General features: G+C 51.8%; 14 protein-coding genes. 4 read left to right on the forward strand and 10 right to left on the reverse strand.

Annotation, left to right across the window (positions count from 1 at the left end; translation table 11 throughout):
• Window positions 1-292 precede the first annotated feature (292 nt).
• Together B5F54_RS08070 and B5F54_RS08075 are read left to right on the forward strand one after the other, a co-directional pair.
• Entirely contained in the window at window positions 293-3,187 is a 2,895-nt protein-coding gene (locus tag B5F54_RS08070; RefSeq protein ID WP_087232909.1) for an acyl-CoA dehydratase activase-related protein, read from the forward strand.
• Between the two features lie 23 nt (window positions 3,188-3,210).
• Window positions 3,211-4,500: a 2-hydroxyacyl-CoA dehydratase gene (locus tag B5F54_RS08075; protein ID WP_087232912.1), complete on the forward strand. Its 1,290-nt coding sequence runs from the start codon at window positions 3,211-3,213 to the stop codon at window positions 4,498-4,500.
• Between the two features lie 146 nt (window positions 4,501-4,646).
• Here the strand turns inward: B5F54_RS08075 and B5F54_RS08080 are convergent, their stop codons facing one another.
• The 3 genes from B5F54_RS08080 to B5F54_RS08090 are packed head-to-tail and all read right to left on the reverse strand — an operon-like array spanning window position 4,647 to window position 8,370.
• Window positions 4,647-5,783, reverse strand: coding sequence for a Ger(x)C family spore germination protein (locus tag B5F54_RS08080; RefSeq protein ID WP_087232915.1), 1,137 nt, complete (start codon window positions 5,781-5,783; stop codon window positions 4,647-4,649).
• Complete coding sequence (locus B5F54_RS08085) at window positions 5,780-6,898, reverse strand: GerAB/ArcD/ProY family transporter (RefSeq protein WP_087232918.1); 1,119 nt, start codon at window positions 6,896-6,898, stop codon at window positions 5,780-5,782. Before B5F54_RS08085 ends, B5F54_RS08080 begins: the two co-directional genes overlap by 4 nt.
• A complete protein-coding gene (locus tag B5F54_RS08090; protein WP_172749636.1) occupies window positions 6,895-8,370 on the reverse strand; it encodes a spore germination protein in 1,476 nt (491 codons plus the stop codon). The genes B5F54_RS08085 and B5F54_RS08090 overlap by 4 nt, the downstream gene beginning before the upstream one ends.
• Before the next feature lie 138 nt (window positions 8,371-8,508).
• Here B5F54_RS08090 and B5F54_RS08095 point away from each other — a divergent pair, with 138 nt between their 5' ends.
• Complete coding sequence (locus B5F54_RS08095) at window positions 8,509-9,198, forward strand: DUF421 domain-containing protein (RefSeq protein WP_237966589.1); 690 nt, start codon at window positions 8,509-8,511, stop codon at window positions 9,196-9,198.
• A complete protein-coding gene (locus tag B5F54_RS08100; RefSeq protein ID WP_172749638.1) occupies window positions 9,195-9,575 on the forward strand; it encodes a DUF4363 family protein in 381 nt (126 codons plus the stop codon). The genes B5F54_RS08095 and B5F54_RS08100 overlap by 4 nt, the downstream gene beginning before the upstream one ends.
• Before the next feature lie 133 nt (window positions 9,576-9,708).
• Here B5F54_RS08100 and B5F54_RS08105 read toward each other — a convergent pair whose 3' ends face one another.
• The 7 genes from B5F54_RS08105 to B5F54_RS08135 all read right to left on the reverse strand — a co-directional run bounded on the left by B5F54_RS08105 (window position 9,709) and on the right by B5F54_RS08135 (window position 14,473).
• Complete coding sequence (locus tag B5F54_RS08105) at window positions 9,709-10,503, reverse strand: amidohydrolase family protein (protein WP_242969664.1); 795 nt, start codon at window positions 10,501-10,503, stop codon at window positions 9,709-9,711.
• 159 nt (window positions 10,504-10,662) lie between these two features.
• On the reverse strand, window positions 10,663-10,923 hold the full coding sequence (gene rpsR / locus B5F54_RS08110) for a 30S ribosomal protein S18 (RefSeq protein ID WP_087232927.1): 261 nt from the start codon (window positions 10,921-10,923) through the stop codon (window positions 10,663-10,665).
• Between the two features lie 41 nt (window positions 10,924-10,964).
• Window positions 10,965-11,456 (reverse strand): single-stranded DNA-binding protein, encoded by a 492-nt coding sequence (locus B5F54_RS08115; protein WP_087232930.1) that lies wholly within the window; start codon window positions 11,454-11,456, stop codon window positions 10,965-10,967.
• 5 nt (window positions 11,457-11,461) lie between these two features.
• On the reverse strand, window positions 11,462-11,776 hold the full coding sequence (gene rpsF / locus B5F54_RS08120; protein WP_087232933.1) for a 30S ribosomal protein S6: 315 nt from the start codon (window positions 11,774-11,776) through the stop codon (window positions 11,462-11,464).
• A 123-nt stretch (window positions 11,777-11,899) separates the two neighbouring features.
• The gene (gene galU / locus B5F54_RS08125) at window positions 11,900-12,775 is read right to left on the reverse strand and encodes a UTP--glucose-1-phosphate uridylyltransferase GalU (protein ID WP_087232936.1); all 876 of its coding nucleotides are present in this window, start codon (window positions 12,773-12,775) and stop codon (window positions 11,900-11,902) included.
• A gap of 117 nt (window positions 12,776-12,892) precedes the next feature.
• Window positions 12,893-13,975, reverse strand: coding sequence for an RING finger protein (locus tag B5F54_RS08130; RefSeq protein WP_087232939.1), 1,083 nt, complete (start codon window positions 13,973-13,975; stop codon window positions 12,893-12,895).
• A 240-nt stretch (window positions 13,976-14,215) separates the two neighbouring features.
• Window positions 14,216-14,473 (reverse strand): HPr family phosphocarrier protein, encoded by a 258-nt coding sequence (locus B5F54_RS08135; RefSeq protein ID WP_087232942.1) that lies wholly within the window; start codon window positions 14,471-14,473, stop codon window positions 14,216-14,218.
• Window positions 14,474-14,527 lie beyond the last annotated feature (54 nt).

The raw sequence follows: 14,527 nt of genomic DNA on the forward strand, positions 1-14,527 counted from the left end.
GCTTGCTGAGCTTTACCTCGCCGCGCAATTTGCTGATATCCAAGCATACCACCCCATTCTTATTTTTTCCATTCTATCACCCTTTCCTGCATTTTACAAGCGCATTCCCGTCAAAGCGCACAGTACGGCCAGATATTGACAGGCTGAAATTAACAGAACGACTCTTGACAATTCTCCGGCTTTTTCGTAAAATGTGTTATCAGATATTTAATGTAGTTAACTTTTTTAAATTGGGATGGCCGCATCGTATGTGCGGCCATATAGCGGCTAAAAGGCCAGAAGAGGGTGTCATATGAAAGTCGGTTTAGACGTCGGCTCCACGACCATCAAATGCGTGGTTCTCGACGACCAGAACAACATTGTTTATAAGTCCTATGAACGCCATCTTTCACAGATTACGGAGAAGATGAGCGAGTTGCTCACCAAAGTGCGCGATGAGGTCATCCACGGCACGGACGCACAGATTACGGTTTCCGGTTCCGCTGGGATGGGCGTGGCGGAAACCTGTAACCTGCCCTTTATGCAGGAAGTCTACGCGACGCGCATCGCCATCGGCAAATTGATCCCGGATGCGGACGTTATTATTGAGCTGGGCGGCGAGGACGCCAAGATCCTGTTTTTGTCCGGCGGCATGGAAGTCCGCATGAACGGCACATGCGCCGGTGGAACGGGGGCGTTCATCGATCAGATGGCGACCCTGCTGAACGTATCGCTCGATGAGATGAACGAGCTGGCGGCGGAGTATGAAAAAATTTATACCATCGCATCCCGGTGCGGCGTTTTCGCCAAATCGGACATCCAGCCGCTTTTGAACCAGGGCGCGCGGAAGAGCGATATATCCGCCAGCATCTTTGCCGCTGTTGCCAACCAGACCATCGCCGGGCTTGCACAGGGACGGCAGATCAAGGGAAACGTGGTTTACCTTGGCGGACCGCTTACGTTTCTTTCGGGGTTGCGCGATGCGTTTGACACGGCGTTAAAGGTGAAGGGGCTTTGCCCGGAGAATTCCCTTTATTATGTGGCGCTCGGCGCTGCATTCAGCAGTGCGACTTCCATTGACCTAGAAACAGCTTTAAAGAATATTGCTAATTACGGAACAAAAGCGGCGTTCCTCTCCATTGAGCCGCTGTTCAACAACGAAGAGGAATATGAGGCTTTCCGTAAGCGTCACGAGGCGTGCAAAGCGCCGCGGGGCGATATCGCCTCCTATCAGGGGGAGGCCTATCTGGGCGTCGATGCGGGTTCCACCACCGTCAAAACCGTGTTGCTCGGCAAGGACGGGGAGATCCTCGATTCGATGTATCAGAGCAACTCCGGCAACCCGGTCCCGATCATCCGGGAATATTTGTTGGGGCTGTATCACGATCATCCCAATATTCAGATCCGCTCCTCCGCCGTCACCGGATACGGGGAAGAGCTCTTGAAAAACGCATTTGGAATTGACTGGGGCATTGTGGAAACCGTCGCGCATTTTACGGCGGCCAAGCATTTCCTGCCGGATGTGGATTTTGTCATCGATATCGGCGGCCAGGATATGAAATGCTTCAAGATCCGCAAGGGCGCCATCGATAATATCTTTTTGAACGAGGCTTGTTCTTCTGGATGCGGGTCCTTTTTACAGACCTTTGCTAACACATTGGGATATAGCATCCAGGACTTTGCAAAGCTTGGGTTGTTTGCCAAGCATCCAGTCGATTTGGGTTCCCGCTGCACCGTATTTATGAACTCTTCGGTCAAACAGGCGCAGAAGGACGGCGCGACAACCGAGGATATTTCCGCCGGCCTGTCGGTCAGCGTTGTAAAAAATGCCATTTATAAGGTCATCCGTGCTTCTTCCGCGGAGGAACTGGGGAAAAATATTGTTGTCCAGGGTGGCACGTTCCTGAACGACGCGGTCCTGCGCGTCTTTGAAAAGGAACTCGGCGTAAACGTCGTGCGCCCGGATATCTCCGGGCTGATGGGCGCCTATGGTGCGGCGCTCTATGCGATGAATAAGGCTGGCAAGGCCAGCACGTTGTTGTCTTTGGAAGAGCTGGAGAACTTTACGCACGAAGTCCGCGTGACCTCCTGCGGCTTGTGCAACAACCATTGCCGCCTGACCATCAACGTCTTTGGCGGAAACCGCCGGTTCATCGGCGGAAACCGCTGTGAAAAACCCGTAACAAAGCGTTCCAATCAGAGCGAACAGAACATGTATGCCTTTAAACTTGAAACGCTCCGTTCATATCTTCCGGTGGAGGGGCCGCGCGGCAAGCTGGGCTTTCCCATGGGATTGAATATGTACGAACTGCTGCCGTTCTGGTATACGTTCTTTACCAAGCTTGGGTTTGAGGTGGTTACGTCCCCGCTCTCCTCGCGTGAATTGTATATCAAGGGACAGAGCACCATTCCAAGCGACACGGTCTGCTTCCCTGCAAAGCTCATGCATGGGCATGTGGATGCGCTGATTGAGCAAGGCATCCAGAATATCTTCTATCCGTGTATGTCCTATAACTTTGACGAGAAGTTGGGGGACAATCACTACAACTGCCCGGTGGTGGCCTATTACCCGGAGGTCATTTCTGCGAATATGGCCAACCTCAGAGGATTGACGTTTATCCACGATTATGTCGGCATTCACCGCAAGCGCGACTTTCCCAAGAAAATGCACGCCATTTTAGCGCAGTATTTTGACGGCATTTCCCTGCCGGAGGTGAAGCAGGCCGCGAAAGACGCTTACGCCGAATACGACGCCTATATGCAGAAGATCCGCGAGAAGGGCGACGAGATGATCGCGCAGGCCCGTGCGGAGGGGAAGCCGATTATCATTTTGAGTGGCCGCCCGTACCACCTCGATCCGGAAATCAACCACGGAATCGACAAGCTGATTACCAGCTTGGGCGCGGCTGTTATTTCGGAGGATGTCATCAGCGCCAAAGAAACGAAATTTTCAGTCGGCGTCTTGAACCAGTGGACGTATCATGCGCGCCTGTATGCAGCCGCTGAATATGTGGGCAGCCAGAAGGATATGAATCTGGTGCAGCTCGTCTCCTTTGGCTGCGGTGTGGACGCCATTACGACGGACGAGGTGCGCAGCATTTTGGAATCCCATAACAAAATCTATACACAGATCAAAATAGACGAAATTACGAACCTTGGCGCAGTCAAGATCCGCCTGCGCAGCCTGTTCGCCGCTCTGGAGGGCTGAGCCCCATCCGAAAGGAGAATACTATGGCAGAATTGAAATTCGATAAAACGGGCCGTCTCCTGTTTACCAAGGAGATGAAAAAGGAATACACCATCTTATGCCCGATGATGTTGCCCATCCATTTTGAGCTGTTTGTGGACGTGTTCCGCAGCTATGGCTATAAAGCGGAGCTGTTGACTACAAGCGGGCCAAACATCGTGCAGGAAGGGCTCAAATATGTGCACAACGATACGTGCTATCCCGCCCTGCTGGTGATCGGCCAGTTCATTGATGCCCTCAAAAGCGGCAAATATGACCTGGACCGCACAGCGTTGATTATCACACAGACGGGCGGCGGTTGCCGTGCGAGCAATTATATCCACTTGTTGCGCAAGGCACTGCATAAGGCGGGATTCGACCAGATTCCCGTCATCTCGCTGAATCTTTCCGGCCTGGAGCACAACCCCGGTTTTTCGATCACCTTACCGATGATCCGCAAGATGGTAGCGGCTGTCATCTACGGCGACGCACTGATGCTGCTGAATAACCAAGTAAAGCCCTATGAGGTTGAACCCGGCGCCAGCAAGCGCATGGTCCAGAAGTGGACGGCCGAACTGTGCAAGCAGTTCCGTCACAGCGAGGGCATGGGCCTGAAAAAAGAAGAGGCGAACCTCCAACGCATCGTGAAGGATTTTGCCTCGATCCCGATCAAGAAGACGCCAAAGATCAAAGTGGGCATTGTGGGCGAAATTTATGTCAAATACGCGGCGTTCGCTAACAACCATTTGGAGGATTTCCTGGCGGAGCAGGGCTGCGAGGTCAACGTGCCTGGTTTGATGTCGTTTGTTCAGTTTAAAATTGACAATCGCCTTGAGGACATCAAGCTCTATGGGGGCAGCAAAGCGAAGTATGCGGTGGTGAATGTCCTGATGGAATATGCTACCAAAATGCAGGATGCTTTAATCCGGGCGGTTAAAACAGAGCCGAAGTTCTATGCGCCGGCATCTTATGAGCATATTAAGAGCCTTGTCAAAGGCGTCATTGGATATGGCGACAAGATGGGGGAGGGCTGGCTTCTCACGGCCGAGATGCTGGAGCTCACCGAAGCGGGATATGAAAACATTGTCTGCGCGCAGCCGTTTGGCTGCCTGCCGAATCATATCTGCGGCAAAGGGATGATCCATCGCCTCCGCGAAGTTGCCCCGAATTCGAATATTGTCCCGATCGACTACGACCCGAGCGCTACCCGCGTCAACCAAGAAAACCGCATTAAGTTGATGCTGGCGGTTGCCCGGGAAAAAATGGCCGCTGCCGGGGAAGGAAAATCCGAGTGACGGTTAGGCATATAGATCGTCCATCGTATCATAAAAATAGCAGAAGGCACCAAACGAAAGACCGTTTGGTGCCTTTTTAACGTAGAATCGTTTTTCTATTTATTTGCTTGCCCCATAGGAAACAGGGATTCCAAGAGAGTGGCTTGTCATGCATTGACGTCGCTTTGCAGGCCCGTGATTTCCTGTCCTCCACGCCGAAGCTGTACTTCTACTTGTACGTCGTATTCCGCTTGGTCCATCTCTTCCCTCCAGTTTGCCTCATGCTGTTTCCAGTACGCCGGCTGGGATTGATAGAGCCGGCGGCCAAAATTGAAAATGTCGCTGTGGTTGTCTTCGATGCATATGGAGATGGCTTCCATGCAATTCTGCGTTAGCTGTTCCTCTAACAGTTCGCCGATTTTCTCATACATCTTGCTGTCCAGGGATTTTCCGCTTGGCATATCCGCCGCGCCAATGGTAGCGCCGCATTCGACCTCAATGGAAAAGCGTGGTTTTTCCCCAATAATTTGCGGGGAAATCTTTGTAGAGGCTTCCTCTAATTCCAATGTCACTTTTCCGATTTCCGGAGATTGGACGACTGCCGTCCCATTGTGGAGCTTTCCAGTGATCAACAAAAGCCCTCTTGTCTCCTGTGCGTCGAGGTCAGCCACCAGCTGATCGCCGGAAAAGACCGCCGTGCCACTGGATACGATCGATTCTCCATCCTGCATCACAATGGGAAGATAGGGGGAAGACCCTTCTCCGCGCAGCTGGTTGATCACATCCAACATCTCTGTCTGGACAGTCTCCCCATTATACTTTCCACCCTTGGCCAGCTCTTCGATATCGCGCGCCTGGATATATTTTCCGTCCTCCTGCTCCGTGCTGAGGATGTCTTCGGCGGAGGAATCGGCCATGAGGACGTTCACAGTGGGATGGGATTCCGGATAGCGGATAAAAAAATCCATTACATTGCTAAGCCCCTTTTCGGCACAGCCGCGTCCCAGAACCAAAACCAGGCTATGGCTATAAAGCGGTTTCTTCCCGTTGGCGAGCGTGATGGCATTCAGGGCGTCCATGGCGGAATCCCCTTCGCCGTTCATGAGGGACACGGTATTTTCCTCCTGATCGCTCACCTTTGTGACCTGCACGGTTGCCCGGTAGACGCCATCCTCGTAGTCTATGCCAATCCCCTGAATCAATAGCCGTTGGCTCAACTGCACCTGATAGCTGCATCCTTGCAGGGAAAGGCAGGAAATGAGTGCAAATGCCACGGCAAGGCCTTGAATCACAACCTTTTTCACGCTGGTCCCTCCCCTTTTTGCGTTTTCTCAGGGACGCGCTTTTTCTTGCGAATCAGATCTACAATCAGCAGGACGAGCGGAATCCCCACAGCCGCCGTGATGGTGATTGTAAACAGGAGAGGAACGCCATAGAAGACCTTTTGCAGGGGCAAGGAATACGTCACCGCTACGGCTAGGGCCGCCACCAACAAGGAGGCCACGGGCAAAGCAATACGGCTTGTCTTTTTGTTGGCGACTTTGCGCAGGCAGGTCATAAATAGATAGGCGTCGGTGGACATTTGGATAAAGAGCCCGGCGACCCAGATCGTAATAAAGACCACGTCGAGGCGTTCCAAAACGCCCGCATCCGCTAGCGAAGCAGCCGTATAGACAGGAAACAGTTGATTTTTCAGATAACTGCCGCCCACACCCACCATACCTAACAATAGGAAGATCATCAGGCAGTAAATGCCGGTATTCCAGATGCAAAATTTGAGCTTCTTTTTTCCGCTGACCCGGGGGAGAAGCAGCGCCATAGTGGAAAATCCAGTGCTTCGTGCCAAGAAAAGGGCCGTGCCGGTGAAAAGCTGTTTGGGGCCATTGTAAAGAAATGGATCATAGTTGATCCACTGGATTTTTGGCAGAAGCGCCACGCCAATCCATACCATGCCGATGAGAATGATCGCCAGGGCAAATCCAGCGGTGCGGGCAATGGCCTCGATCCCCAGATAGGCGGCATAACAGACCACGGCGACAAAAGCCAATGCGACCAACCAGACGGGCATCAGTGGCTCCATGATGTTATTGAGGAAAATTTGGAAAAAGGAGAGGTAGTAGCTGTCAATCGCCATAAAATACAGTCCATAAAATACGGCGAGCAGGATGGCGCCGGGCTTTCCGACAAGACGCTCCCCGGTCTCTAGCACGTTTTCCTGTGGATTGCGGCGATGCAAAAAATAGAGCGGCAGAATTAAGACAAAATTTAAGACCAATGCCAACAGTGCAGAGAGAATATTGTCCACCATATTTTCCCCGCCGCCCAACAGGGTGTTATGCGTGAGCATAATCACGCTTCGATTGACAAATAGAATGGAAAAGAGCTGCCCTGCGCTGATACGATATTGCTTTTGCATCATACTTGCTTCCCTTTTTGATCTGGATTTTTGATTTCGGAGCCGGGCATATTTTGCACCATTTCAATATTCTTGGAGAGGATCTTCCAGCTTGCGCGCACGAGAACGTCGCGCATACTGTGAAGCTTAAACGGAGAGAGGGGAGCGCTGAAGGGGATCTGATAGACCATCTCGGCGCAGATATTGACCAGCATCACCATTAGACAGAGCGCCAGACCCCAGAATCCCAGTGTGCCGCCAACCACAATAAAGATAAAGCGCATGATGGTGACTGGACCATATAGGGTGGGCGTTACATAGGAGGCGGTTGCGGTTAAGGCAATCACCATAAGCGTAGGCGCGCCGACTAACCCCGAGGATACGGCTGTTTCGCCGATTACCAGAGCGCCCACAATGCTGACAGCATTGCTCAGAGGCTGCGGGACGCGGAGTCCCGCCTCACGCATGATCTCATAGAGAAAATGGATCACAATGGCCTCCAGCATAACGGGAAACGGCGTTGTTGCCTCCGCTTGCGCAATTTTGAGCATCAGTTCCTCCGGGAGCAATTCCGGGTGGAAGGTCGTTGCGGAGACATAGAAGCCCGGCAGGAATACCGCTAGGAAGAAAGCGAAGAATTTGAGCCAGCGGGTAAAGGTGGCATAAAATGGCCGGAATGCATAATCGTCAAAACTCTGAAAATTCTCGATAAAAAGGTGAGGAACAATCAAAACATTCGGAGTGCCGTCGATGATGATCGCAACACGGCCTTCGTTGATTTTTCCACACACAGTGTCCGGGCGTTCCGAGAGGCCGACCCCGCTAAATATGAAATGGCTATGTTTCCGGACAATCTGCGGGGAGACATAACCAGCGGCCAAAACGGTGTTGAGCTGTAGATCCTTAATCCTCTTTTTTACCCGTGAAAGGACTTCTGGGGAAACGGTATCCCGCAGATAGCAGACGCAAATATTTGTTTTGCTCTCCTTTCCCACAGTAAAGATTTCAAATTTTAGTTTTGGGGTGTGCATCCTTCTGCGGATCATGGACATGTTGATCAAAAAGGGTTCGACAAAGCCTTCCCGGGACCCACGCTGTGTCATCTCATTTTGGGGCTCGGAAATGCCGCGGAACGAGAACCCCTGCACGCTGAAGGCCATCATGCGGATGCAGCCGTCGATGGCGATGAGAGCAAACCCATTCATCAATTTTTGTATCGCCGCGTCGTATGTGTCCACTTCTGCCTGATCGACTGTGGCCAGTGTATTGTCTCGAATGTATTCAAATTTTTTGACAGGGTCCTGTTCCAGAATGGTCGCATGTAGGATGGGGTTCATGATGCCTTGTACAATCACCTGTTTATTGACCAAGCCCTCCAAGGTCAGCAAGGCGGCGTCCGTCCCTGTAATCTGAAATTTACGCACGATAAAGTCAGCGCTTCCATCAAACTGCTGATTGAAATACGCCAGATTTTCTTTTAAAGATGCCGTCATCATCGCAATCACCTCATCGAGGTTAACTTTGCCAAATTCCGTTGGTTTTATGCATATCCCGTCCATTGTAAAACGTTTCGCATAATTCTGACGGCTTGGGTTCATACTGAAATAGGAAAACAAAACGATTTGGATGGTGACATGGCAATGACGATTTCTCTTATCCGTACCCTGCTGCTATACATAGTGATTATTGTAGCAGTCAGGCTCATGGGCAAGCGCCAGATCAGCGAATTACAGACCAGCGAGCTGGTGGTCACGCTCCTAATCTCTGACATTGCGGCGATCCCCATGCAGGATACGGGACAGCCGTTGGTGAGTGGGTTTATCCCGATCGCAGTCCTGGTGATGTGCGAGATTGTTGTCTCGGTTTTAATGCTCAAGATCCCGAAATTCCGCCGCGTGGTGTGCGGCCGCCCAATTGTTGTCATCAGCGATGGGAAGCTGATTCAATCTGAGATGAAGCGCCTGCGCATGTCTACGGAGGACTTGGGGGAACAATTGCGGCAACGGAATGTCTTCAGCCTGGATGACGTCGCTTATGCGATTATCGAGACGAACGGCAAGTTAAGCGTCATCAAAAAGCCGGATAAGGAAACCCCGACGGCCGGGATGATGGGGGTCGCTTTGCCGAATACGGGCATTGAAACGGTGGTCATCAGCGACGGTATCCTTTCCGAATTTGCCATGAAGCTATGCAATAAAAGCCCGGAATGGATTCGTGGGATTTTGCATGCCAAAAATATCCGCCAGGAAGATGTGTTTATTATGACCGCGAACACAAAGGGCGATTACAATATCATTCCAAAGGAAAGGGGGACGTCGTTGTGAAGCGGCTTTGGGCGGCAATGGCAATTCTGGTTGTAGTGACTGGGTTGTGTTGGTGGGGTGTACACACCACCATCGAACTTTCCAATGAACTGAGCAGCACGCTGCAAGAAGCACGCAATGCTGCAGAGCAAGGAGATTTTGAGCGTGCTGCCGATTTAAGCAACCAAGCGGAGGAAAATTGGCGGAAATTCCATAAGACGCTGTCCACGTTTATTCAGCACACACGCTTGGAGGCGATTGACCTCTCTCTTGCATCTCTCTCCCCGTTGATTGAACATGGGGCAGTTGATGAATTCAGCTCGGAATGTGCGCGCGCAGCCGCACAAATTGCCAGCTTGCAGGAGGCGGAGCTGCCCATCTTGGAGAATATCCTTTAGCCGCATGGATTTATTGCAACAGAAAAGGAGCTGTCTGGCTGTAAAAACGCAGCCGGATAGCTCCTTTTTATGTTCCGCTTTATATTAAAAAATGAAAGAACGTGCGGGTACAACCAAAGGCCCAAATAGCCATTCATTGGGACAACCCTAATACCCGCTGGGCATTCTTATAATAAATATTTTCTTTTTCGCGATCGGTCAAATGGGTGCGCTCGATGAATGCAAATTCGTCGCAAGAACGGCTCCACGGGCAATCGCTGGCGAACAGGACGCGCTCAGACCCATGCTTGGAGACCAGGCGCTCAAACTGCTCCGGGGAGCACAGGCGGGCGGACATCGCGGTGTCGATGTAAAGCGGTAAGCCGGCGACATACTCTTCCGCCTCCTGATAGCGTGCCATCCCGCCCATATGCGCGGCAATCACTGTCATATGCGGGAAGAGCTTGACCACTTTGGCCACTGCCTGCGGCGTGGCGTGAATCAAATCAGGGGAGAGGGGGTCCCAGCCCGTGTGGAACGTTACAGGCAATCCCAGGGAGGAGATGGCATCATAGATCGGGAACATTTTGGGATCGTCAATGAGAAAGCCCTGGTAATCCGGATGTAGCTTTACCCCATATAGGCCGAGGTCCTTAATCCGTTGCAGCTCGTCGAGTGCGTCCGGCGCGTCGGGATGGACGGAACCGAAGCCATAGATGGTAGGATCATCGATCGAAGCGGCCCAATTGTTGACTACGGTCTGTTGGGTCGGCTTGGTGGCGATGTTCATCGCCATGGCCGCATCGACGCCCCAGCTCTTCAGTTTTTCCTTTGTATCGGATAGGGTGCCGTTTGTAAAATAGGGGCTTTTGCAGATGTTGGCGAGATTGGTCAACGCTTTTTGGGCGATTTTTTCGGAAAACATGTGAACATGTGCATCAATCAGCATGACAAAACTCCTGTTCTGAAAGGACAGCGGCCTGTATTCCAAAAGGTTTTCAGAGGGAAGAAGGAAACAGACCTGTCCGGGATTACAAAAAAGATGCGGGCGCAGCGCACCCGCATCTTCCATATGCAAAGCTAATATAGCTTGCCATATTTTGTTTTATCAGTCGCTGCTGAACGGGAGCAACGCAAGATGACGGGCGCGCTTAATCGCTACCGTCAGCTGACGCTGATGGCGCGCGCAAGTGCCGGTTACTCTGCGGGGCAGAATCTTTGCTCTCTCAGAGATAAAACGGCGCAGTTTTGCGACATCCTTGTAATCGATGGTTTCAATTTTGTCTACGCAGAAGCTGCAAACCTTTTTGCGGCCTTTGCGTCCACCCGGACGGCGGTTATCGCGCTCGGGTCTATCACCGTATGCCATAACGGAAACCTCCTTTTTTCAGTCTTTTCAGTCAAATGGAATTAGAACGGCAGATCATCGTCGGAGGGGATCTCCTCAAAATCACCCGTATTGCCGCTTGTGTAAGCGGGAGCGGGCTGTTCTGGGATCGGCTCCATTCTGGAGTGATAATTGTTCTCGTAGTTGCCACCGCCATAATTTCCTGCCGCGTAACCGCCTCCAGCGGAGGAATCACGCTTTGGCTCGGCAAAATGGACGTTGTCCGCAACGATTTCGAAGGCTTTGCGCTTATTGCCCTGGCTATCCGTGTAGGTGCGGGTCTGAATCGAACCCTGTACAGCCACCAGCTGCCCCTTGCGGAAGTATTTGCATACAAAATCCGCGGTGCTCCGCCAAGCGACAATATCGATGAAATCGGTCTGCCGGTCGGAACCGGCCTTTACATACGAACGGTCCACAGCGAGTGTAAAACTCGTCACAGAAATATCGTTGGCCGTATGGCGCAACTCTGGGTCAGCCACAAGGCGGCCCATCAAAACAGCAACATTGAGCATTCAGATCACTCTTTCTTTGCCTTTTCCGGCTCTTTCTTGATGATCAAGGAACGAAGAACACCGTCGGTGATCTTGTAGATACGGTCCAGTTCTGCGGTGAAGGCAGGCACGCTCGTGAAATCGATCAGAACATAATAGCCCTCCGCCTCTTTGTTGATGAGGTATGCAAGTCTGCGCTTGCCCCACTCATCCACGCCGTCGACCGTACCGTTTGCAGCGATCAGATCCTTGAACTTCTGGACCAAGGATGCGATGCCGTCCTCTCCCAACTTGGTGGAAAGAATGAAAACGGTCTCATAGGAATTTGTTACTTCTGGCATTGTATTGCACCTCCTTTTGGACGTTAGGCCCCGGATAGAACTTCCGGAGCAAGGATAGAAAGCCAAGAATATGGCTAACAGACATAATTATAACAGCGATAAACCGATGCGTCAACTAAAATTTTACAGGGTTTTGCTGATTTCCTTTAGATATGCCCGGAAAGCGCTTCCAATCTCTGGGTGCTGAAGCGCAACCTCGACCGAAGCCTGCATGATGCCGAGCTTATTGCCCATGTCGTAGCGTGTGCCGGTGAAATCCACCGCAACCATCCCTTTGTTGCGTGCCATGGTCCCCATCGCGTCGGTCAGCTGAATCTCCCCGCCGGCGCCGGGATTTGTGTTGTCCAAAATGTCGAAGATGTCCGGAGTCAGGACGCAGCGGCCCAGGATGGAAAACAGAGAAAGGATCTTATCCGGCGTGGGCTTTTCCACCATATCCGTACACTTATAGTAATTGTCGTGAATCGGCTCGACTTTCAGGGAGCTGTATTTTGTAATCGCTTCCGGCGTCACTTCCTTCACGCCCAACACACCGAGGCCGAACTCCTCGTAGGCGCGGATGAGCTGGCCGCAGGCCGGGTCCTCCCCGATGATGACGTCGTCGCCGTATAGGACGGCGAAGGGCTCGTTACCGACAAAGGAACGCGCGCAGTTGACGGCATGTCCCAAGCCGCGCGTCTCCTTTTGGCGGACAAAATAGATATTGGCCATATGGGAGATGTCCACGATCTCTTTGAGAATCTTTTCCTTTTCCGGGCCTCCGCTGGTCAAACGCGCCTCCAATTCCGGGACGCGGTCGAAGTGGTCTTCAATTAGGCCCTTCCCGCGGTTGGTGATGATGAGGATGTCTGTGATGCCGGAGTGGACCGCCTCCTCAACGATGTATTGAATGGCAGGTTTGTCCACGATCGGGAGCATTTCCTTCGGCATGGATTTGGTGGCCGGAAGCACACGTGTGCCCAAGCCGGCAGCGGGGATAACGGCTTTTGTTACCTTCACTGGGATTCCTCCTTAAAGTCATGATGGAACGTGCGTAGCGCCTGTGTTTTTCTGTCCTTAGCCTATGTGTAAAGAATCGCAGTATACTTTCCTGTGCGATGGGATTCTACTTTTCATTTAATAGAGAAAGAGCTGAGGGAGATAAACCACAATCATATAACAAATCAACAGACAGATGGCCAGGGAGGTGTTCACACCGCCGTGCAGCTGCAAACGGACGGCATAATCCGACGGGTCGGGGTTTTCCTCCCGGAGCGTGCGGATTTTGCGGATACAGTGGTTCATATACATGCGGTTTCCATTGAATCCGACAAACAGCATGAGGGCAAACCGGAGCAGAGAGAGCAGGCTGGGGGCCCATACCAAGAAAATCTGCCAGGGAGCCTGCTGCATCAGCAGCGCCATGAACTGGACCGACTGTTCCATGGTCGGGTAGGCGGCGTTGATATCCACGCCGACCTGCTGCATCAGATCCATAATGATAGGCGTGGCAAAGCGATAGGAGATAAAGGTGGAAAGCACATAGATCAGCAACATAATCCCCGTGAAAATGGCGCCCCATTTATATTGTTTGCGGTAAAGCATCCAACCGCCAGAGCAGAGAAACGCGGAAAAATTGAACCGGTTCCGATGGTAGCGCTTCCGGTTGACAAAGGCCGGAATATAATATTGGGGATTGGTTTGTACAAATTTCGCTGCATCGCCCGCCGTGACGCCGTCTCCGAGGGGTTCCTCCGGTCTAACGCCGCCCATAGGGTCGAAGGCGAACGGGTAAGGGCCGCTGTACGGGGCGTTTGGTGCGCCAGGGTTTTGATAGGGCGGGGAATTCGGCACGCCAGGATTCTGATAGGGAGAAGCATTGGGGTTCGGTGTCCCGTATGGGGAATACCCTCCATTTGGTGAGGCACCTTTGCTTGCTCCACCGCTTAACAGCTGACCACATTGGTCGCAAAACAGCGACTCACGGGCGTTTTTCTTGCCGCAGCGTGGACAGATCTTCCCTTCGGCGCCCGTTTCCGTTTGCTTTTCCGGGGGCTTCCATGCATCCGGTGTTCCGTGCTTTTCTTGAAAAATACAATGTCCAGCTTGCTGATAGCAGGCACGATGATAAGGCGCGCCGCATTCCGGACAGACGACAATGTCGTCGTCAGAGGTAAACGGTTTGCCGCACACAGGGCATTTCAAACCGGTATAATCCATTCTGTGTCCTCCTTGTCGGGGCCCTTTTTGACCCACAGTCCATTAATATAGTATTCTATCGTTTTTTAGGAGAAACTGCAAGGTTTCCAAGGATAAGTTTTCAGCCTATTCACAGTTTTTCAAAAATACGGAAATCAAACGCATGGTTGGCTGGATGCCATCGCATTCAAGCGGAGAAAGGACCATACAAAAAACAGCCCTTGGGAAATTCCCAAGAGCTGCTTATTTTTCTATAAAAGATTACAGGTTTTCCTTAAAAAATGCCTCCAGTGCAGGGGCAGCCGTATCCTCGTCTGCACCTTCCACACATACGGTGACAGTCTCGCCCTTCTTAGCCGCTAAGCCCATGACAGAGAAGATCTTTTTGGCGTCTCCACTTTTGTCGTCCTTCTTGATGGTGATCGTGCTGGCAAATTCCTTTGCCTTTTTGACAAGCAAACCTGCCGGTCTTGCATGGATGCCTTCCGCGTCGGTAATCACATACTGAAATTCCTTCATCTTAAATATCTCCTTGTCTATCAATTGGTCCCAATGGCTCACAAGATGCCCAGA

It is taken from the genome of Anaeromassilibacillus sp. An250, assembly GCF_002159845.1.
In the GTDB taxonomy this organism is placed as follows: Bacteria; Bacillota; Clostridia; order Oscillospirales; family Acutalibacteraceae; genus Anaeromassilibacillus; species Anaeromassilibacillus stercoravium.